The organism is Streptomyces sp. NPDC006435 (genome assembly GCF_040612315.1).
Lineage (GTDB): Bacteria > Actinomycetota > Actinomycetes > Streptomycetales > Streptomycetaceae > Streptomyces.
In genome coordinates this window covers 1-19,903 of the sequence record NZ_JBEXPY010000081.1, presented here as the reverse complement: position 1 = coordinate 19,903, position 19,903 = coordinate 1, and the positions used below count along the sequence as shown (strand labels likewise).

Sequence of the window (19,903 nt, the reverse complement as noted above, 5' to 3'; positions counted from 1 at the left end):
GCCTCGGTCGCCCGGTCACTCGGTCCACGACGGGCCTGCTCGCGCAGCGCCAGCAGCTCGGCCACCCGGCCACGGGTGTCGGTCGGCTCGCCCGGGATTTCGTCCACAACGGTCATGCACCGACCCTACGGAGCCGGACAAGCAAATCCCGCCGTTGACTCCGTACAGTCTCCCGACCCGTTTACTGGTGGAGCCTGACATAAGCAGAGCCGCGTGCAGGCGAAGTACCAGCCAGTACGGGTAAGTCTTTGTGCGGGTCCGACAAAGTCTTACTGCGGCCTGCTGCACACTCCCGTCAGTCTCGGGACACGGCGGGGCTGGGCCTCCTGGACCCGCTGCACGTCTTTCAGCCGCTCCTCCACCGACCCTCGGGGGTGGGCCATGGTGAGCAGCACCGCCTCGTAGAAGGCGTCCCGGACCGCGGCGGGCATCACGTCGGAGGCGTCCAGACAGAGCGGCAGCCGGTGGTCCGCGAGGCGGCTGCTGATCCGCTTCTCGACCGTACCGCTCCGGGCGGGCACATCGGGGTTCGGCGAGAACGCCCCGGCCCTGCGGCCCCATTCCTCCTGGGCCCTGCGGGAGGTGAGCCGGGCGAGCAGGTCGCGGGCCTGTGCGGAGTCGCCGAAGAGCGCGGCGAAGTCCGCGGAGACCTCGCGGCCCTTCGCCCTCGGTCCCCCGGGCAGCAGCTGCGCGGAGTCCGTGAAGGAGGCCCGCTCCCGGTGGTCCCCGTAGAAGGAGCGGGCGAAGGAGCCCTGGTGCTCCAGGGTGCAGTCGCCCTGGAAGAGCAGGCCGTGCCCGCCGGGCGCGCCCCGGTGGTCCTCGCTCAGGGCGGCCCGGGCGGCCTCCGGGTCCTGGGCCAGCAGTCCGGCCCACAGGCGCCAGGCGGCGACCACCGGCCCGGACGTCCAGCTCAGGTCGCCGGTCGCCCAGCGTCCGTACAGCACCGGGCCCGCCGTCTGCAGGATCAGGTCCTCGATCCAGTCGCTGCCGGGCCAGCCGGACGCACCGTCGTCGCCCATGCCGATGCACCAGGAGCGCAGCGGCGCCGGGGCGGGGGCGGGCGGCCGGTCCGTGCGGTACCAGACGATGCTCTTGAGGTCGGCCTTGAGCGGTACCCAGAGGTCCGCGTCCATGCCCTCGGCCTCGGGCTGCCAGGGCCTGCCGTACGCCGGGGCGCCGGCCGGCCGTCCCACCGGTTTCAGCCGGTTCTCCGCCGCGTACTCGACGAGGTCCCCGATGCCCGGCAGGATCGCGATGTCGGGCGGGTCGCCCGCCTGCACCCCGGCGAGCAGGACCTCCCGGGTGGCGGCGGTGCCCTGGTAGGCGTACGGGGTGTCGAGGGTGTCCAGGACCTTCTTGAACTGTTTCTCCTGCTCGCCGGTCCACGGGCCGAGGATCGTCACCTTCGGCCGGCCGTCGTCGCCGCCGGGCGCGGCCAGCCCGCAGCCCGCCGCGGTCAGCGCCAGGCACAGGACGAACAGGACGGTGCGGAGGAGGCCGGCCGCGCCTGTCCCCGGCGGCCGGTGTCGCGGGCTGCCGGTCATCCCGGCCTCCGGTAGTCGGCGTTGAGGTGACGGCCGAGGCCGATGACGGGCAGCAGCAGGATCGTCACGCCGGCGGCGAGCGCCCCGTAGTAGGTGCCGCTCTGCCAGTCCCGGGCGGCCAGCCCGGCGCGCACCAGGGCCGACTCGTCGGTGACGGCCTGCTGGGAGCGGGCCAGGTCGGTGTGGTCGTGGGACCGCTGTTCGATCCGGACCAGTCCGTCGCGGGCGGTGTCCAGCCGGTCCAGGGTGACGGCGGTCGCGGTCAGCGGGACCACGGCCAGGAAGACCGTGGCGGCCAGCGAGACCAGCAGGCAGAGGTCGAGGCTGTGTCCGCAGCGGGTGCGCAGCACCCACAGCGCGGAGAGGGTGATCAGGGCCATGACCAGCAGTCCGGTCTCGGCCACCACCCAGCCGGCCCGTTGGAAGGGGCCGGCCGAGCTGAGCCGGTCGACGCGTTCCATCTGGTGTCCCTGGAGGACGTCCAGTCGCGGCACCACCCCGGTGCCCTTCCGGGTGAGGAGGGTGTCGGCCTCGGCGAACTTCTCCTCCCGCATCGGATCGTCCGACACGTACTTCGTCACGGCCGGGGTGATGGAGGCGCTGTAGGAGGTGAGTACGCCGTTCACGGTCTCCAGCGCCCCGCGGCCCCGTTCCCCGTCGATCTGCACGTCGACGAGCCGGGTCAGTCCCTGGTCGGCGGCGGACAGTTGGGTCTCGTACCGGGCCCCGGCGCCGACCACGTCGGCGATGTCCTTCTCCACCGAGTCCCTGGCCTCCTTGTGGGCGCGCAGCAGGGCGAGCTGGGTGGCGGCCACGCCCTGCACGGCGGGGGCGCCGCGGGTGCGCATCTCGCCCGCGGCGGACTGCACCTGGCGGTACGTGAGGAGCAGGGCGCCCATCGAGACCAGGGCGACCAGCACCAGCGCGGCGCGGTGCCGCTCCAGCAGGCGGCGGGTCCGGGAGCGGTAGGGGGCACTGCCCGAGGACGCGGTCCGGCCCCTCTCCCCGGTCCGGGCCCCGGCAGCGGCCGGGCTCCCCGCCCCTGCCGGATTCCTCGCCCCCGCCCGGTCGTTCACGACGGTCCGGATGCTCACAGCCGCCTCCCGCAGGCGATGCAGAACAGGGCCGAGGTTCCGGCCGGGTGGTCGCAGTGCGGGCAGCGGCCCGCCGGTCCGTCCGGGGCCCCGGGCAGGCGCACGGGGTGTCCGGAGGCGATGCTGAGCAGTCCCTGGCGGACGGTTCCGGGGTCGACGGTCGGCCCGATCCGCACCTGTCCCTGGGGGCCGTCCACGATGCGGGCGACCCGGCGGACCTCGTCCAGGACCCAGTCGGCGGCGATCTCGGTGGCGAGCCGGACCGCGAGCCCGAGCTGTGCCTCGGCCCGCTCGCGGCGTTCCAGGTCGAGGGCGGCGTAGCCGTGGTGGAGGGCGGTGCGCATCTGGGTGGAGACGTTCATGGTGTGGACGGTCCGGTCCGCGACGCCGGGCGGGCCCGCGGTGGCGGCCGCGTCCCCGGACGGCAGCCAGCGGACCACGACCGGTTCGGTGACGCCGCCGACGGAGACGGTGGCCAGTTGGAGGGGTACGTCCAGCGGATCGCCGCTCGCGTCGGCCCGCAGGCCCAGGAGGTAGTCGCGGGACTCCGGTTCCCAGCGGTGGGTGCGGAACTCCAGTCGGCGCGGCCGGCCCCCGCCCGGCACCGGCACCGGTTCCAGCCGTTGCTGGTGGGGGGCGGTCTCGGTCAGGGTCACCTCGTGCACCGCCGGGCGGACGGTCACCTCGATGGGCAGTTCGGGGCTGCGGACCCGGCGCAGCCGGTCCAGGGCCTCGGTGACGGCGGGGGCGAAGTCGTCGGGCGAGCCGGTGGCGGTGCCGTGCAGTCCTTCCGCGACGGCGAGCAGCGGGGCGGGGTCCCAGTCGGCGCCGGGGGCGATGACGTCGGCGGTGAACGCGTCCTCGCAACGGGCGAGTTCGAGGTCGAGCGCGCTGTCCGGGCGGGCGGTGTCGTCCTCCTCGGCCCGGTCGCCGCCGTCGGTGACGAGGATCAGGTGGCGTACGGGCAGGGCGCGTTCGGCGAACAGTTCGCGTGCGGTGGCGAGCCGGTGCGCGTACCCGGTCGGCGGCCCGTCCGGGTCCGCGGCGGCGATCCGTCCGACGCTGAAGGCGGCGCGGCGTCGGTCGGCGGGACCGGCCAGGGCCCAGCGGCCGGTCAGCGGGTAGCACCGGGAGTCGCCGCCGCCCAGCACGGTGTACGAGATCCCGTCGGGCAGGGCGGCCATGACGGCGGTCAGTGCGGCGGCGGCCGCGTCGCGTCGCGGGGCCGCGACGTCCACCGCGAGGACCAGGGCGATGTCGACGGCGGGGACGCGGTCGCGCGGGCCGGTGGCGACCGCCGTGACCCGCACGTGGGCGTCGATCCGGGCGTCCTGGTCCGGCGGGTGCTTCTCCGCGGCCCGGACGGACAGCTCGACCCCGAGTCCGGTCGGTGTTGCGCTGCGGGCCATCTCAGCTCCCTTCGGCGGTACGGGTGCGGCTCCGGGACGAGTGCCAGAAGCGGCCCTGCGGGCGGACGGCGTGCGAGAGGTCGATGAGCTTGTCGTGGTCGGCGCCCTGTCTGCACTGCCGGGCCATCCAGCGGTAGCAGCGGGCCAGGTCCTCCCGCACGGCGATCTCGCCGGGCACCGGTACCGGGGGCAGGCCCCGCCGCCACCAGCGCCCGTCGGGCCTGTTGCCGCCGGCGGCGGCCCGGACCGCGTCGAGCTTCCACTCGTACAGTTCGGTGCGCAGCAGCCGGGCCGATTCGTCGCCCGTCACGACGGACGGCGGCTGCGGTCCGGTGCGGTCCCCGCGCAGGGGGACGGCGGTGATCACGGCGTCGATCCGCCGCACCCCGGGCAGGGGGTGCTCCCCGGCGGAGAGCCGGGCCGCCCGGATGCGCAGGGCGGCGATCCGGGCGACGGTGTGGTCCCGCGACTCGTCGGGCACCAGGTCCAGGACGGTGGTCGCCGCGTCCCGGTCGCCGCGGGCCAGGGCCAGCCTGGCCAGGCCGAGCGCCGCCCCGACGTGGGAGGGGTTGCGGGCGTGCACGGCCCGGAAGAGTTCGTACGCCGAGGGGGCGGGGCCGGACGGGTGGTGGGGGCCGAGCTGTTCCGCGACGTAGGCGAGGGCCAGTTTCGTGGCGTACTCGCCGGGCAGGGCGCGGTGCACGGCGGTGAAGTGCTCCAGGGCCTGTGCCAGCAGCCGCCGCCGGTCGCCCGGGTCCTGTGCGCCGCGCAGGGCGACGAGTCCCCGGTGCCAGCTGAGCCGCCACTGCCGCACCGGGCCGGGGCCCGGTATGGCGTCCGCCGCCGCCACCTGTTCGCGGGCGGCGGCCAGGGCCTCGCCGCCCTCCCTGGCGAGGAGCAGGCGGACGTTGTGCAGGCAGATCTCCACCGACCGCTCCCCCGTGGCGGGCTGGGCCAGTAATCGTCCGGGGTCGTAGCTGCTGACCAGGAACCGGGCGGCCTCCGGGTCCCCGGGGTAGGGCCGGGGCACCGGCAGCCGCCGGGCGATCTCGGCGGGGGTGGGGAGCCCGGAGTCCAGGGCGGGCGCCTCGCGGATCTCGTCGCGGCGGTGCGGGGTGCGGGCCAGCCAGTGCGCGTAGTCGGGCACGGTGCCCAGCCGTGCGCCGAGCAGTCCGGTGGACGGGGTGAAGTGGGTGGACGGTTCGGTCCGGTCGCGTTTTCCGCGCAGTGCCCTGATCTCCCGCAGCACTCCGCGCAGTTGGCCCGCCATCTCGTCGGCGTCGGCGAACCGGCGTTCCGGGTCCGGGTCGGTGGCCCGCTCCACCACCAGCCGGAACGAGCTGGTGCCGAGGCCGGGCACGTCGTCGCCGACGGCCCAGCCGGCCAGCTCGGCCAGGGTCGCGCCGACGGTGTGGATGTCGTGGGCGACGGTCAGCGGGCTGCCGCTGACCATCTCGGGCGCGGCGTAGCGGGGGGTGATGACGGGCGGCGGTTCGGTGGAGCCGATCGCCCGCACCCCGCCGAGGTCGATGACCTTGACGCCGTCGTGCTGGTGGACGACGTTGGACGGCTTCATGTCCCCGTACAGGAATCCCATGCCGTGCAGGTGGGCGAGGGCTTCGAGGATCTGGCAGCCGTAGGTGAGGACGTGTTCGACGTCGAGGACGAAGGTGCCCTGCCGGGTCGCCTCGACGACCGCGGAGAGGGTGCGGTCGCCGACGTCCTGCATCACGATGTAGCCGCCGGAGACCGTGCCGTCCTCGTTGCTGGTGCTGACGAAGTCCCGGATCTGGACGATGCGTTCGTGCCGGATGGCGACCAGGCTGCGGCGTTCCTCGCCGGCCTGCGCGGCGCCCCGTTCCGCGTACCGGTTGAGCAGGCCCTTCACGGCGACGAGGTCTTCGAGGTGGGTGTCGCGGGCGAGGTAGACCCAGCCCTGGCCGCCGTGGGCGATGGGGCCGAGGATGCGGTACTGGTCCTGGAGCAGCGGCCCGTCGCTGGTGAGTTCGGGGCGGTAGGAGTAGGGGGCGCCGCACCGGGGGCAGTGGCCCTCGTCGGGCGGCGGGGCGGCGGTGTACGGGGGGATGAAGTAGGTGGCGCAGGACTTGGCCGAGCAGCTCATCCGGATACGGGCCCGGGTGACGGCGGCGCCGAGGCGCCGGTCGGGGGTGTTCGGCCGGAGCCGGGGCAGTTCCAGCAGGTTCACGGGGCCGTACGCGGCGGGGTCGGCGGGCAGCGGCGGGAGTCCCGGCCCGTCCTCGGCGCGCCCGCAGGTGTCGCAGTGGCCGGTGCTCTGCACGGTGCCGTCGCACGGGCCCCCGGTGAAGCGGCGGTGCGGGCAGGGGATCCTCATCGCTGCTCCGCCCGGCCCTGCTCGCCACGCGGTGCGGGCAGGTCCGTCCCGGTGTGCCGGTCGTTCCGTTCCAGGTCCGTCCGCAGTTCGCGCAGCAGGGCGCGCAGGGCGGCGAGTCTCCGGTGCGGGTCGTCGACGGTGCGCAGTTCGGCCAGTCGGCGGCGGTGGCGGGCCGCGTCCGTGCGCGGCAGGGGGGCCATGGAGGCCGATTCCACCAGGCCGTTCAGCGCGGCCCATTCCCGCTCGATGTCCTCGGCACGGCGGATCAGCAGGGCGGCCCGGTCGTCGAGGGCGGGTAACAGCAGGTGCCGCGCGGCCTCGGTCACTCCGGCGCCCCCGCTCTCCCTGACGACGACGAGCACCCGGAAGCCGAGCGCCCGTACCCGTACGAGCAGGGGGACCAGCCGGTGCGGCTGCCGGTCCTCGTCGAGTCCGATCACGGCGAGGGTGGGGCCCGCGCCCCCGGCCCCGGCACCCCTGGGGCCCGTGCCCCCTGAGCCCGCGCCCCCGGGCCCCGCTCTCCCCGAACCCGCGCTCCCGGGCCCCGTCCCCGGTGGCCGTTCCGGCGGGGTGCCGCCCGTGAGGAGCCAGTCGCGGTACGCCGCGGCCTGGTGGCGGGGCGGGCGGAGCCGGGTCACCAGCTCGTCGACGAAGTCCTCGGGGGTGGTGCGCCCGCCCCGGTAGACGAGGTGGGCGCGGTGCAGTTGGTGGCGCAGGGTGCGGTCGCGTCCGCCGCCGTGCGGGACGACGCTGAGCCGCACCTCGGGCTCGTCGCCTCCGGCGAACCATCTCCGCAGCCGCCGCGCCAGCCCGTGGTCCCAGCCGTCCGGGCCGCTCAACTCGGCGACCAGCGGCACGAGTTCGGCGATCCTGTCGATCGGGACCATGTACGAGAACGCCAGGTCGTTGTCGGCGGGCAGCGCCAGGTCGCGGTCGCCGCGCCAGCTGACGACCATGCCGACCACCCGTTCGGGCGGTCCGGCGGGGCCGCCGCGCACCTGCACGGCGGCCCCGCTGAACCCGGGGCGCACCACCTGTTCGTTGCGTCCGGCGTCGAGCTGGATCCACGCCCCGTGCGCCCCGCCGATCCGTCCGGTCAGCCACATGCCGTCGGCGAAGGCCCGCGCGTATCCGCCTATCCACACCTCACGGCCGCGTTCCAGGCTCCGGTCGAGGGAGGCGGGGGTGGCGTGCGGGCGCGGGCTGTCCAGGGCGAGCACCGCGATGTCCTCGCGGGTCGCCCCGAGTCCGGGCAGCCAGCCGCCCTCGGCGACGCGTGCCCCGACCGGGGCGATGCCGGGGTTCTCCGCGAACTCCACCCACATCCGGGCGTCCGGCTCCCCCACGACGTGCGCGCAGGTGAGGGCCCGGTCCTGGGTGAGCAGCACCCCGGCGCCGCAGACCGGCCCGTCCGCGGTGCCGCGTCGCAGCCGCAGCCGCCAGTCCGCTCTCAACTCCCCCATGGCGCATGAGAATACGCGCGCGACGGGTGCCGCTCCCAGTACTCGGACACACTCCGGTCACCCGTCGGCTACCGGATGTCACACCGGAGGGTGACGCCCGCGGTGCCCGGGTCGACCCGGAGGACCAGGCTCCGGCCGGTGGCGCGCACCTCGATGCCCGGGTCCGCGGAGACGACCTCGCGCACCGGCCGGTCCCACACCAGTTCCACCGGGGTGCCGCTGCGGTCCGGCCCGCTCACGCACAGCGTCGTCGTGCCGCGCCGCCGCCGTACGAGCACGCTCGCCGGGGCCGTGGCCGAGAGCGGTCCGGCGGTGCCCGCGCGCCAGAAGTTGGCGGCGGTCAGCCCCAGCGCGCGCACCTCGACCGCCTGGGCGGTGGCGGTGTTGGCGAGCACGGTCAGCCATCCCCCGTCGGCGGCGCGTTCGGTGACGGCGCGGCGGGAGGCGCCGGGCATCAGCAGGTAGACGTGGCCGGCGGCGACCGGGTCGGTGCCGTGGTCGAGCCAGAGGGTCTGGTAGCGACGGGTGCGGCGCTCGGTGGAGCTGGTGGTGTTGATGTCGGACCAGGCGCCGGTGCGGTCCTCGCGCAGGGTGCGCAGGTCCGCCCCGCCGGGCAGGACCCAGCCGCCGTGGCCCTCCAGATGGGCCCAGTGGGGCCGGGGGCGGCTGTCGACGGTGAGCGTCTCGGTGCCGTTCTCGCCAAGCATGCGGTTGTCGACGACCGTCTCGACGGGCACCCCGTCGGTGGCGGTGATGCCGGCGCCGAGGCAGATGACGGTGTCGGCGGCGCAGAACCACGACTTACGGGCGTCCAGGGTGGAGCCGAGGCCCTTGAGGTGCTGGCCGACCGCGCCGTACTCGCCGTCGGTGGCGCCGCCGACCCAGTTCGCCGCGGGTCTGGCCGCGCCCCATTCGCCGCCGGCCCGGTCGGCGAGCCGCTTGGTCGACACGGTCGTGCCGGGCAGCCGGTAGGGGTCGACGGTGGGCCAGAACCAGTCGGTGTACTGGTCGTCGTGGGCCGCGCCCGGCCACCAGTAGAGCATTCCGGCGCCGGTGTGCCAGCCGCGCGGGTTCTCGCCGTTGCCGCATTCGTAGTACGAGATCCGCGAGGAGGCCATGGAGATGCCGGCGGCCCAGTCCGGGCGGCGGTGGACGGCGCGGGCCATCTGGGCGAAGAGGTGGTGGCCCACCCGTTCCGGCGCGGCCGGGACGGCGGTGGCCTGCACGGCGTGCAGCCGGGCCAGGTCCGCGACGGGGAACTGGCGGGCGGTGAGGACGGGGCTGGTCCGGTCCCGGGCGATCCAGCCCTTGATCATGCCGTGCCACCGGTCGCGTTCGGCCGGTGCGGCGCCCGCGGCGAGGAGGGCGATCCCGGCGATGATGCCCTGGCCGTGGAAGTGGTCGCTGCGCATCACCTGGAGGTCGTCGCTCTTCAGCAGGCCGCGGCTGACTGCCCTGCCGTTGACGCTGTCCATGACCAGGCCGTTGTGGATCAGCGGGGCGTAGGCGCGTTCGACGCTGTCCAGGATGATCTGCCGGTTCGGGTCGGTGACGGCCCAGGTCGATCCGGCGAGCAGGGCGAAGAGCCGGCCGAGGCCGTCGAGCATGACCTGGCCGTAGGTGCCGGAGTAGGCGACGGTGGTGTGCTGGACGAACGACCCGTCCGCGTACAGGCCGTCCCCCCGGGTGACGTACGGGAAGACCGGCGACAGGGCGTCCCGGGCGAGGGCGGTCTTTGCGGGTGACCGGCCGAGGACCCCGCGCACGGCGACGGAGCGGCACAGGTCGACGCGGTTGGCTCCGGTGGAGGTGCCGCTGTAGTCGCGCAGGACCGCGTCGGGGATGAAGTGGTCGACGGCCGCGCAGGCGGCCTCGATCCGGGCCGTGCCCAGTTGTTCGTACAGCACGGCCGCGATGTCCATGAGGATGCGCGGGCTGCCGATCTGCCACTCCCACCAGTTGCCGTACGGCGTGACGGAGGCGTGGTAGGCGGTGGCGGCCAGGTGGTCCCAGCCGCGCAGGATGTCGGCGAGGAGGGCGGCGTCGCCGGTCGAGCCGGTGCCGGGCTGCGCGTACGCCTGGGTCATCGTCCACAGCCTGCTGTAGCTCTGGGTGATGCCGGACGGCGGGTCGAACGCGAGGCCGGGCCACAGCGATTTCGCGGCCGGGCTCATCGTCGACCGGAAGCCGCGGGCGAGCGTGCCCGTCCCGGCCAGGCGGGAGGCGAAGGGTTCGGTGCCCGGGTCGTAGCCGGTGCCGAGCGAGATGTCGGTCCAGCGGCGGCGGAGGGTGTCGAACTCGTCGGTGTCCGAAGCGGCGTCCGGGGCGGTGCCGGGGGCGGTGTCCGTCGCGGGACCGGCGGCCGTGGCGGAGCCGGGGAGGGCGACCGTCAGGGCGGTGGCGGCGGAGAGGGTCAGCAGGGTGCGGCGGGACCAGCCGGGCTGGTTCGGCATGTGCGGCTCCATGTCGTCGGGACGGCCGTCGGGGGTGGGTCGGCCTTGCATGCGCGACGCGGGACGGGCGCACCCGGTGGGCGCCCGTCCCGCATCATGGTGGATCAGTTGCCGCACCGGAAGCGGGCGTCGCCCCAGTCCGCGTGGTCGTTGCCGTTGCCGTCGCCGCCGTCGCCGACGACCAGGTCGACGTACTTGGCCCCGGTGACGTCGGCCGTGAGCGACCAGGCGCTGTCGGCAGCCTTCAGCACCGGCGACTTCACCTTCTCGGTACCGTCGGCCAGGACGGAGAACTGCACGCTGCCGGCGCTCTTCTGCACGTCGTCCACGCCGACCTGGGCGGTGAACGAGGTGCACTTCCCGCCCAGGTAGTAGCGGACCCTCGCCGGGGCGTGGGTGCCCAGGCCCTTGGTGTAGACGGTGCCGCCGACGGTCAGCGGGGTGCCGTCGCCGGTGCCGGTCTCGCCGTTGGAGAGGTTGCGTTCGACGGGGCCCCAGCCGTTCTCGGCGGCCGTCCAGTCCAGGTCTCCGGCCCAGCTGTCGGTGGTGGGCGGCGGGGGCAGGGTCCGTACGGAGGTCTGCGCGCCGAGCGTGCGCCGGGCGTCGCCGACCGCGTACTTCACCTCGGAGCCCAGGTCGTACGTCCGGTACTCGGCGTCCACCGGCGGGGTGACCCGCCAGGTGGCGGTGGCCTCGGCGCCCGACGCGACGGAGTCGAAGGAGGTGGCGCCCGACGGTTCGGCCGTCCAGCCCTCGGGGACGGTCAGGGTCAGGGCGACGCCGGTGGCCGCCTTCGCCTCGTGGTTGGTGAACGTGGCCCTGACGGTGTTGGCCGTGCCCGGTTCCAGGGTCTCGGCGCCCGGGTCGATGCCGAGCGTGCCGCAGGCGGCCTGCTCGGAGGCCGGGGCCGGGCCGAGGTCGGTCACGGTGAAGGAGTCCAGGACGAAGTCGGCGCCCTCGGGGGCGTCGCCGCGCTTGCGCAGCCCGGTCCAGGTGTCGCCGCAGCCCGCGGTGACGGTCTCGGTGAAGTGGCCGGTGGTGCGCTGCTGCCCGACGGGCGTGGCCCGGGTCTCGACGGAACCGGGCTTGCCGTCCGCGGTGATCCGGTCGTAGCCGTCGACCCATTCGTAGGCACCGGCGTGGCTGGACTGGTAGTCGTACTCGACCTGGTAGCGGTGGCCGTCGGTCATCGGCACGGTCCAGGGGGCGGTGCGGTAGACGAGGCCGGAGTTCTCCTCGTGGGACTTGAGGGACTCCTCGCCGCCGATCACGTCGTCGACGAGCTTTCCGTTCCAGCCTGCCTGGGTGTACGGGGCGTGCAGCCGGCTGATGACGGTGCGGGGGTCGGTGGAACCGCCCGCGTTCCCCTTGAGGAAGGGGCCCCAGCCCTGGTCGACGTCCTCGAAGTCCTCGTGGACGACGGTGTTCGCCCTGGTGCTCGGGGCGTTGGCGACGATCCGTACGTCGTCGGCCCGGACCTTGGCCGTGCTGTCCCCGGCCGCTTCGACGCGCAGGGTGGCGCGGCCGTCCGCGGGGGCGGTGAAGTTGACCTTGGCGCGCTGGAAGTAGGTGCCGTGCCAGTCGGAGGCGGCGACCTGGTCCTTGACGGTGGAGCGGTCCACGGCGACGGACTTCCCGCCGATCGAGAGGGTCGTGTGCCTGGTCTTCCCGGGCTGGACCTCGATGAGCGCGGAGGCGGTGTAGCGCTTGCCGGGGACGAGGCCGTCGATGCGCTGGGCGAGCGCGGCCGGGGCCCCGCCGGAGAGTTCGGCGCTGTTGCGGCCCTGGTCGTCGGTGTCGCGGGTGACGGTTCCGGTCCTCGACCAGTCGCTCAGGCCGGCGTCGTTGAAGCCGGGGTCGTCGACCGGGGTGCCCTCGCCCCACTCGGGGTCGGCGGCCCTCGGCGCCTGCCGCGGGTACAGGACGTACGGCTGTCCGGCCTCGGCGGTCAGCGTGATCCTCCCGTCGACCGGCTCGACCGTGCCGGCCTCGACCCGTCCGTTGTCGGTGAGCCGGTAGACGGTGTACGTGCCGTTCGACGGCACCTCCCAGCTGCTCGTACCACCGGACTTGCTGTAGTGGTACAACTTCTTGCCGCCGTCCCAGGGCAGCAGGTAGTCGGTGCCGCTGAGGACCTTGCGGCCGTGGTCGTAGAAGGTCCGCCTGCCGTCCTCGACGGTGCCCCGGACGCCGCCGGTGAGGGTGACGTCATTGCCGTCCCAGCGGGTGATCCTCTGCTGCTGGAGGTACTTGGCGGGCAGGTTGCGCTGCCAGATGTTGTCGTAGAAGGCGTTCCAGTCGGTCTCGCCGGTCCAGCCCTCGAACTCCTCGATGGCGCTCTGGCCGAGGACCGGGTCGTTGTTCCAGACGTCCTTCTCGCCGTTGCGGATGAACCGGATGATCTTCGAGTTGAGGCCCTTGTTGGTGGCGCCGCCGTAGTCGAGGTCGTTGGCCCAGTGCGACCAGAGCGAGGCGCGCTCGAACTTGTCGGCCCATTCGGTGGCGACGTTCCAGCCCTGCTTCCCCACGGCCTGGAGGGTCTTGTCGGCGATCCAGCCGTGGGTGTAGTAGACGTCGATGTAGAGGAGGCTCAGGTTGCGGTCGGTCTCGTCGCGCAGCCGCTGGAAGCGCTCGGCCAGGTCGCCGCTGTTGATGTCGCGGCGCTGGTCGATGTAGTAGCTCTGGCCGAGCCAGTTCCAGCCGGGCTTCGTCCTGTCGACGAGCTTCTCGTCGAAGGCGTCGGCCTCCGCGTACGCCTCGGTGGCGTTGACGTGGACGCCGAAGGTGGCGCCCCACTTCTTGCCGTCCTTCAGGAGCTTGTTGAGGTCCTTCAGCCCGCCGGCCCGCTCGTTGTGGTTGCCGCCGTAGTCGGGGTGGGCGGAGTCGTGGCCCTCGGCTGCGTAGCCCTTGAGGACGGCGAGCTGTCCGAGGCCGTCGGTGGCGAGCGAGATCCGCTTGACGTCGTCGAGGGTGCGCAGGAAGGGGTGGGTGGCCTGGCTGGCGAAGTTGAACGGGATGTGGGTGACGACCCGGTCCGGGGTGTCCTTGCCGCCGGGCGCCTCGATCCCGATGGAGCGGAACGCGACGGCGCCGTCCTGCCAGTCCACGGCCTTGTCGCCGTTGGCGTCGGGGGTGACGACGACCTTCGCCCAGGGCAGGGCGTCGCCGCTCTCCGGCTTCGGCGCGCCGTCGCCGCGGTAGGTCCACTGGCCGGACCAGACGCCGACCCGGACGCCGCCGTCGTCCGCGGTGCGGGCCTGGTGCCAGAACCGGGCGTCGTCACCGCCGGTGGCGCCGGACGGCTTGTCGTACGAGGAGTTGGACTCCACGGCCGCGGCGAGCGAACCCGTGTTGAGAAACGCGTACGAGGCACCGACCGGCGCCTTGTCGGCGGCGGTGTCCGCGGTGACCTTCGCGAAGACGTCGGCGGTCCTCGTCGAGTCGTTGTCCAGCCGGGTGAAGGCGGTGGCGGCGCCGGTGTCGGTGGAGCCTACGGAGACCAGGTCGTGGCCGGGGATGTCGATGGTGCCGACGCGGAACGCCTCGGTGTCCCGGACGGCCGTCACTTTGAACGTGGTGGCGCGTCCGGAGACGGAGAGCGAGGCGTCGATCTCGACGCCGGGCAGGTCGGCGAAGACCAGCGTGTAGCGGGCGGAGGAGGCGCCGACCACGGGGGCGCCCTTGAGCTTCACCGGGTGCGCGGTGCCGTTCAGGGTCACGGCGGTGACCGGCTGCGTACTGCCGAACAGCCGGTTGCCGCTGGCCCTGTCGGTGTACGCCAGGACGCGCGGGAAGTCGTCGGCGACGGCCACCGAGAGCTGCGCGGAGCCGATGACGGTGGCGCCCGCGGGCACGGCCGGCCCGGCTGCGGCGGACGGGGGAGCTGCGGCGGTGGCGGGAAGCGCGGTCCCCACCAGCGCCAGCACGGCGGCTGATGCGGCGGCGACGGCGCCCGCCGAAGTGAATCTTGGCGACATGTGCTCTGAGTAGTCCCCGTGACCGGACACCGTCAACGACCTGCGACGACTCGGGGTGCTCCAGTCCAACAACCGTGTCGCGTAAGTCCAAGTGGGCGGTGCGCGCCCGCGACCGGCCCGGCTCAGTCCTGTTCCGCGCCGCCGACCGCGGCCTCGTACGCGAGCAACGTGTCGACGAACAGCTGCCGCTGATCCGGCGTCAGGGGGGCCAGCGCCTTGCGCCAGGCGGCTGCTCCCGGGGCCAGCCAGGCGGTGATCGCGGGCTCCTGGTCGGGTGCGATGCCGATGATGCGGCGGCGCCGGTCCGCCTCGTCCGCGCGCCGCTCCAGGATTCCCTTCCGGTTCAGGTCGCCGACCAGCAGGCTCACCGTCGTCGGTGCGACCTGGAGCCGGGCCGCCAGTTCGTTCACGGTCATCGGCCCGTCGAAGAGCAGGTAGGAGAGCAGCGAGAGGTGGCGCGGCGCCAGCGCGAAGGACCGCAGCGCCTCGGGCACGGGGATCTTCTTGACCCGGCCCACCATCCGGGGCATGAGCAGCAGCAGGGCCCTGACGGCGTCGTCGGCGTCGCTCCCGTTCCCGCGGTCCTCCGCGGCGCCGTCGGCCTCGTTCCCGCGGCCCTTCGCGGCGTCGCGCTCCCCGGACCTTGACATCGCACACCCCTTCCCATTTATCTTTGCCCTCAAAGGTGTTTTGCTTTGTCTGCAAAGCGAACTGCTCCTCAGCGTACCCACCGACCCGAACGGAGTCGCTCCATGCCCCACTTCAATGTGCACATCCGCGAAGAAGCCCTCGACGGAACGGTGGAACCGAAGCTGATCGCCGCCCTGGCCGACGTGGTCGGCTCCGTCTACGGCGAGGGGTTCCGCCGCCTCGTCGGGGTGGACCTGATCGGCGTCCCGCAGCACCGCCGGGGCATCGGCGGCAGCCCGGTCGACATCGACGCGCCCCTCGTCACCCTCAGCATGCGCGAGGCCGCGTACCACCTGCCCGAGGTCCCGGACGCCCCCGCCCGCCTGGTCGCCGCCACCACCGACGCACTGGTCGGCGTGCTCGGCGAGGCCGTGCGCGAGCAGGTCGTCGTCACGATCGTCGGCGTCCCCGACGGCCGCACCGGGGTCGCCGGCGCGGTGGCCTGAGCCGCACGCGGGGGGCCGGGGCCCGAAAAGGGCCGAACCCCCGCGCAAGCGGTCATGCGCGGTCCCGAGCGGCCGTGCATGACCGCTCGCGGTGTCAGCGCGCGAACTTCTCGACGGCCGCCGGGGTGACGGGGGTGAAGAAGTTGACGAGATTGCCGTCGGGGTCGCGGAACAGCAGCGACCGGTTGCCCCAGGGCATCGTGGTGGGCCCACCGACGAAGTCGGTGACGAAACCGGCCAGGTCCCGGTGGACGCGGTCCACGTCGTCGACGAGGAACTCGGTGATCACGCTGCGGTTGTCCGCCGGGCGGGCTGAGCCCGGGGCGAACAGCGGGACGGTGCGGGTACCGGCGATCGCGAGGGTGGCGCCCGCGGTCCCGAGTTCGGCGAAGTCCTCGGTGGCCCACGTCGCCCGCACCCCCGTGGCCCGCTCGTAGAAATCGACGAGGCGTGCCACGTCGCCGGTGATGATGCGGATCGAGACGAAGTCCATGGAAGTCCCCTTGGTCGTGCCGGAGTGTGCACGCCGCAGGCTAGGAGGAATACCGGACGGAATCGGTCCGGTATTCGCATTAGGCTGCGCGCATGTCCCGACCCACCGGCCGCGTGCTGACGCTCCTGGAGCTGCTGCAGTCGGGCGGCACCCGGACCGTGGCCGAACTCGCCGACCGGCTCGGCGTCGAGGGGCGCACCGTTCGGCGGTACGTGAACCAGCTGATCGACCTGGACGTGCCGGTGGAGTCGGTGCGCGGCCGCTACGGCGGGTACCGGCTCTCCCCCGGGTACCGCCTGCCCCCGCTCATGCTCGGCGACGACGAGGCGCTGGCCGTGCTGCTCGGCCTGGTCGCCGGCCGCCGCGCGGGGCTGACGACGGCGGAGCGCACGGCGAACGAGACGGCGTCGGCGAAGATCCGGCGGGTGCTGCCCCGGCACCTCGCCCGTCGGCTCGACACGCTCCTGGACACCCTCGCCTTCACGGACCGGCCCGGCGATTTCGACACCCCGGACAGCGGGGTCCTGCTCACCGTCGCCGACGCGGTGCACCACAGCCGGCCGGTCTCGATCCGCTACACCGACCGCGACGGACGGCGCAGCGAACGCACGCTGCACGCGTACGGGATCGTCGCCCACGCGGGCCGGTGGTACGTCACGGGCGAGGACGCCGGGATCGGCGAGGACCGGACCTTCCGGCTCGACCGCATCGTGGACGCGAGGACCCTGCCCGGCTCCTTCGAGGTGCCCGCGGGCACCGATCCGGCGCAGCGCGTGCTGTCGGGGTTCGCCGCGGCCGAGTACCGGTACGAGGTGACGCTGCGGATCCACGGGACGGTCGAGCAGATCCGTGCCCGCCTTCCCGCCGCCGTCGCGCACTTGGAGGAGCACGGGCCCACGACGGACCGGGAGCCGACGGAACAGGACCTGACGGACCGGGGCCCGGCAGAGCAGGACCCGACGGACCGGGATCCGGCCGCCGAACGCTGGCTGCGTGTCGAGCTGCGGGTGGAGCGGCTCGACTGGCTGCCCCCGGTACTGGCCTCGCTCGACCGGCCGTTCGTCATCGAGCGCCCCGCCGAACTGCGCGACCTCGTCGCCGCGTTCGCCGACCGCCTCGCGTCCCGTGCCCGCCGGACCTGACCGCGCCTCACAGCCACAATTGACGGTAACTTCAGTTTACGAGCACACTTTCGGAAACTATAGTTGTCGCATGACGGTCTCTGAGATCACCCCGGAAGAGCAGATAGAGCTCGACAAGGCCCTGTACGACGCCTTGAACCCTCTGGCCTCGGCCATCCGGTCCCGTCGGACCGGGCTGCCCGCGGACCGCATGTGGGACGCGGATCCCGTCGAGGTGGCGCTGTCCGTCCTGGCCGCCTGGAAGGTGATGGATGGCGAGGTCAGACGGCTGACCGGGCAGGCGGCGGCAACCGCCGGCTCCTACGGTGCGAGTTACGAGCAGTTGGGAGCCGTCTGGGGCATCACCCGGCAGGGGGCCCGCAAGAAGTGGCCCGACGCCGTCAGCCGCCCGGCACCTGCGGCAGCGGGCAGGCGCGGGCTTGCACTCTTCGGGGGGACCGCCGAGCTGGTGCAGGCGCCTTCCGGCGACTGGAGCTGGGCGGGCAGGGGTGCCGACGGGACATCCGGCACGGTCGCCGACGGGACGCGTTACGCGACCGCGGAAGAAGCGGCGGCCCATGCGGGCGCGTTCCTCAAGGAGCACGCCCTCGGCGCCGACGGCCGGTCCTGAAGATTCCCTCCTCGGTTTGCACGCCTCGACACCGAAGTCGGGCGGGCGGTCCCGTCCCGCACGCTCCGGCTCCGGCTCCGGCTCCGGCTCCGGCTCCGTAAGGACCGTACGACGAGCCCTAGTTGAGGATGCCGAAGCCGCTGTCGGTGAGGGCCACCACGTCGGGATGACTGTGCGGATGGCGCAGGCCCTCGGGGTGTCTGTCCTTGGCGCGGTATGCCGGAAGGCCCACCGCGACGGCAAGCACCCCGATGGCGCCCCCGACGGCGGAGGCGATCGGGAACACGGCGCCGGGATCGTAGTCCGAGGTCATCAGCCAGCCCGTGATGAACGCGGTCGGCACCAGGGTGGACCCGAGGGCCAGGCTCCATATCAACAGCATCCGGGCGCGGAGCGCGGGACGCCAGGCCTTCCTGCACCGGACGCAGAGCGGAACACGGATCCTGGCCTTCCGGTACACGATCAGGGTGACGCCGCCCCCTTCCTCACGACGCAGCCTGACGTTCAGCGCGGCAGGCGGTCGCGCCGGTTCCTCACAACTCCAGCATTGTTCGTCGCCGTTCACCGGATTCGTCCCCTCCCCACGAGGCGCCCTCCCAGCGTACGAACAGTCCCCCGTCCGGCACGGACGATCGGCGGAACCGACGGCTGGCGCTGTGGCCAAGAAGGTTCACCGGGTTCGCTCGGCCGCCAGTAGCCTCCCGCCCATGGGAGAAGCCGAGGTCCGGGTCGTGGTCCGTAAGTTCGATGGCAGCCTGCACTGGCACCACTCGATGGTGTGGTTGGGCGAGGATGAGTTCGGGGTCTGGCTCGGTGCTCCGATCGGGACGGTCTACAGCAAGGGTGGGGAGGGCGAGGTCTACGCAACCGAAGAGCGACGAGTCATGCTCTTTCCTCGCGGCGCCTGGTGGACGGCCCTGTTCCAGGCAGCTCCAGCCCACCTGGACGTCTACTGCGATGTGACCACTCCCTCCGATTGGCCGCATAAGGGGCAAGTGACCATGGTTGACCTGGATCTGGATGTCTGCCGGACACGGCGAGACGGATCCGTCTTTGTGGACGACGAGGACGAGTTCGCCAGTCATCAGAGGCAGTACGGCTATCCGCAAGACATCATCACGCGCGCGCAGAGTGCCGCCGAGTGGCTGTCAGCCGCGCTGCGCGACGGTGCGGAACCCTTCGGAAGCCGCTACCGCGCATGGCTGGACCAGGTCGGTTGAGTTTGGCTCTGGTGTTGGTCAGGCCGGGGTAGCGAGGGGGCGTCCGCCCCAGCGGATGCCCTTCTCGCAGCGGATACGAGCGCGTTCGCGGCGCTCAGCGGCCAGGACGTCCCGATGGCGGGCGTTGACGTTGCGCCAGCGCAGGTAGGTGTGCAGGGCCCGGGTCTGCACCGGGTGGTCGGGGTGGTTCGAGTTGGCGATGGTGAACTGTCGCAGAGGCCCGAAGTGGGCCTCGATCGGGTTGGCCCAGGACGCGTACGTCGGGGTGAAGCACAGCTCGACCCGATTCTTCTTCGCCCAGCGACGGATCTCCTCGCCCTTGTGGGCGGACAGGTTATCCATGATCACGTAGATCGGGGCACCGTCGGGACGGGCGGCGCGGATCGACTTCAGCGCGGCCAGGGTGTTCGCGGCACCCTTGGAAGGTGACGCCGCGGCGGGCGAGCAGGCACCGTAACGCCTCGCGACCGATGCGGATCACCCGCCCGTGAACACGGTGCAGGTACGTGACGAGCTTGCGGATCGACCAGCTGGTGAAGGGCTGGCCGAGCTTGGCCGGTCGGGTGCCGGCCGTCTGGATGACGAAGTCTTCGTCGTCAGGGCTGAGCTGGCGGGGACGGCCTCCCCCCTCCCCGGCACCGGATGACTTACCGCTGCCGCGCAAGGATGTACCGCTCACCCGAATCCGGGTCTCCGATCCAGGTGAAGACCGTCGGGTGTTCCTCCGTACCGCCGATGTCCCAGCCGAAGGACAGGCCCTCGCAGTCCGCGATGCTGAGCTCGACCGGCCGACCGACACCCTCGTTCTCGGTCAGCTGCCATTTCCCGGTGCGGTTGCAGGCACCGGACTGCTCACCCGTGGCCTCGTACTCGTTGACGCCCTTCGCCGTCACCGTGCCGTCCGCCTCGAAGCTGAGGCTTCCGCCGTCGCCGTCCGTCCAGGTGCCGACCATGTCGGCTTCAGTGAGCCGGGGCGGTTCGTAGATCTTGAGGATCCCCGAGCTGTACG

Annotated in this window: 14 protein-coding genes and 2 pseudogenes; 4 read left to right on the top strand and 12 right to left on the bottom strand. The window is 73.1% G+C overall.

Annotation, left to right across the window (positions count from 1 at the left end; translation table 11 throughout):
* Positions 1–269: 269 nt before the first annotated feature.
* The 8 genes from ABZZ04_RS38015 to ABZZ04_RS37980 form a co-directional block, all read right to left on the bottom strand.
* A complete protein-coding gene (locus ABZZ04_RS38015) occupies positions 270–1,544 on the bottom strand; it encodes a carbohydrate ABC transporter substrate-binding protein (RefSeq protein ID WP_356936815.1) in 1,275 nt (424 codons plus the stop codon).
* Positions 1,541–2,638, bottom strand: coding sequence for a hypothetical protein (locus ABZZ04_RS38010; RefSeq protein ID WP_356936814.1), 1,098 nt, complete (start codon positions 2,636–2,638; stop codon positions 1,541–1,543). The genes ABZZ04_RS38015 and ABZZ04_RS38010 overlap by 4 nt, the downstream gene beginning before the upstream one ends.
* Positions 2,635–4,047 carry a hypothetical protein gene (locus tag ABZZ04_RS38005; RefSeq protein ID WP_356936813.1) on the bottom strand — a complete coding sequence of 471 codons (1,413 nt, stop codon included), beginning with the start codon at positions 4,045–4,047 and terminating at the stop codon, positions 2,635–2,637. The genes ABZZ04_RS38010 and ABZZ04_RS38005 overlap by 4 nt, the downstream gene beginning before the upstream one ends.
* Before the next feature lies 1 nt (position 4,048).
* Positions 4,049–6,400, bottom strand: coding sequence for a tetratricopeptide repeat protein (locus ABZZ04_RS38000; RefSeq protein ID WP_356936812.1), 2,352 nt, complete (start codon positions 6,398–6,400; stop codon positions 4,049–4,051).
* Positions 6,397–7,863: a serine protease gene (locus tag ABZZ04_RS37995; protein WP_356936811.1), complete on the bottom strand. Its 1,467-nt coding sequence runs from the start codon at positions 7,861–7,863 to the stop codon at positions 6,397–6,399. Before ABZZ04_RS37995 ends, ABZZ04_RS38000 begins: the two co-directional genes overlap by 4 nt.
* Before the next feature lie 68 nt (positions 7,864–7,931).
* Entirely contained in the window at positions 7,932–10,316 is a 2,385-nt protein-coding gene (locus ABZZ04_RS37990) for a polysaccharide lyase 8 family protein (RefSeq protein WP_356936810.1), read from the bottom strand.
* 104 nt (positions 10,317–10,420) lie between these two features.
* A complete protein-coding gene (locus ABZZ04_RS37985; RefSeq protein WP_356936809.1) occupies positions 10,421–14,293 on the bottom strand; it encodes an endo-alpha-N-acetylgalactosaminidase family protein in 3,873 nt (1,290 codons plus the stop codon).
* Positions 14,294–14,415: 122 nt separating this feature from the next.
* On the bottom strand, positions 14,416–14,823 hold the full coding sequence (locus ABZZ04_RS37980; RefSeq protein WP_356936816.1) for a MarR family winged helix-turn-helix transcriptional regulator: 408 nt from the start codon (positions 14,821–14,823) through the stop codon (positions 14,416–14,418).
* Positions 14,824–15,045: 222 nt separating this feature from the next.
* Here ABZZ04_RS37980 and ABZZ04_RS37975 point away from each other — a divergent pair, with 222 nt between their 5' ends.
* Complete coding sequence (locus tag ABZZ04_RS37975) at positions 15,046–15,429, top strand: hypothetical protein (protein WP_356936808.1); 384 nt, start codon at positions 15,046–15,048, stop codon at positions 15,427–15,429.
* A 94-nt stretch (positions 15,430–15,523) separates the two neighbouring features.
* On the opposite strand, the gene ABZZ04_RS37970 is transcribed toward ABZZ04_RS37975, so the two are convergent.
* A complete protein-coding gene (locus tag ABZZ04_RS37970) occupies positions 15,524–15,922 on the bottom strand; it encodes a VOC family protein (RefSeq protein WP_356936807.1) in 399 nt (132 codons plus the stop codon).
* Between the two features lie 92 nt (positions 15,923–16,014).
* On the opposite strand from ABZZ04_RS37970, the gene ABZZ04_RS37965 reads away from it, so the two are divergent.
* The gene (locus ABZZ04_RS37965) at positions 16,015–17,064 is read left to right on the top strand and encodes a YafY family protein (protein WP_356936806.1); all 1,050 of its coding nucleotides are present in this window, start codon (positions 16,015–16,017) and stop codon (positions 17,062–17,064) included.
* Positions 17,065–17,134: 70 nt separating this feature from the next.
* Complete coding sequence (locus ABZZ04_RS37960; protein ID WP_356936805.1) at positions 17,135–17,674, top strand: hypothetical protein; 540 nt, start codon at positions 17,135–17,137, stop codon at positions 17,672–17,674.
* Positions 17,675–17,792: 118 nt separating this feature from the next.
* Here the strand turns inward: ABZZ04_RS37960 and ABZZ04_RS37955 are convergent, their stop codons facing one another.
* Positions 17,793–18,239, bottom strand: a complete 447-nt coding sequence (locus ABZZ04_RS37955) for a hypothetical protein (protein WP_356936804.1) — start codon at positions 18,237–18,239, stop codon at positions 17,793–17,795.
* Positions 18,240–18,381: 142 nt separating this feature from the next.
* Here ABZZ04_RS37955 and ABZZ04_RS37950 point away from each other — a divergent pair, with 142 nt between their 5' ends.
* Positions 18,382–18,894, top strand: coding sequence for a DUF402 domain-containing protein (locus ABZZ04_RS37950; protein ID WP_356936803.1), 513 nt, complete (start codon positions 18,382–18,384; stop codon positions 18,892–18,894).
* An 18-nt stretch (positions 18,895–18,912) separates the two neighbouring features.
* Here ABZZ04_RS37950 and ABZZ04_RS37945 read toward each other — a convergent pair.
* Positions 18,913–19,519: pseudogene (locus ABZZ04_RS37945) on the bottom strand (transposase); the annotation flags it as partial.
* A 22-nt stretch (positions 19,520–19,541) separates the two neighbouring features.
* Positions 19,542–19,903: pseudogene (locus ABZZ04_RS37940) on the bottom strand (hypothetical protein); the annotation flags it as partial.

Bases quoted from the DNA above. Each gene is read 5' to 3' on its own strand.
- ABZZ04_RS38000 (WP_356936812.1), bottom strand. From the start codon at position 6,400: ATGAGGATCCCCTGCCCGCACCGCCGCTTCACCGGGGGCCCGTGCGAC.
- ABZZ04_RS37980 (WP_356936816.1), bottom strand. From the start codon at position 14,823: ATGCCCCGGATGGTGGGCCGGGTCAAGAAGATCCCCGTGCCCGAGGCG.
- ABZZ04_RS38015 (WP_356936815.1), bottom strand. From the start codon at position 1,544: ATGACCGGCAGCCCGCGACACCGGCCGCCGGGGACAGGCGCGGCCGGC.
- ABZZ04_RS37985 (WP_356936809.1), bottom strand. From the start codon at position 14,293: ATGTCGCCAAGATTCACTTCGGCGGGCGCCGTCGCCGCCGCATCAGCC.
- ABZZ04_RS37960 (WP_356936805.1), top strand. From the start codon at position 17,135: ATGACGGTCTCTGAGATCACCCCGGAAGAGCAGATAGAGCTCGACAAG.
- ABZZ04_RS37965 (WP_356936806.1), top strand. From the start codon at position 16,015: ATGTCCCGACCCACCGGCCGCGTGCTGACGCTCCTGGAGCTGCTGCAG.
- ABZZ04_RS38005 (WP_356936813.1), bottom strand. From the start codon at position 4,047: ATGGCCCGCAGCGCAACACCGACCGGACTCGGGGTCGAGCTGTCCGTC.
- ABZZ04_RS37970 (WP_356936807.1), bottom strand. From the start codon at position 15,922: ATGGACTTCGTCTCGATCCGCATCATCACCGGCGACGTGGCACGCCTC.
- ABZZ04_RS37995 (WP_356936811.1), bottom strand. From the start codon at position 7,863: ATGGGGGAGTTGAGAGCGGACTGGCGGCTGCGGCTGCGACGCGGCACC.
- ABZZ04_RS37990 (WP_356936810.1), bottom strand. From the start codon at position 10,316: ATGCCGAACCAGCCCGGCTGGTCCCGCCGCACCCTGCTGACCCTCTCC.
- ABZZ04_RS37975 (WP_356936808.1), top strand. From the start codon at position 15,046: ATGCCCCACTTCAATGTGCACATCCGCGAAGAAGCCCTCGACGGAACG.
- ABZZ04_RS37950 (WP_356936803.1), top strand. From the start codon at position 18,382: ATGGGAGAAGCCGAGGTCCGGGTCGTGGTCCGTAAGTTCGATGGCAGC.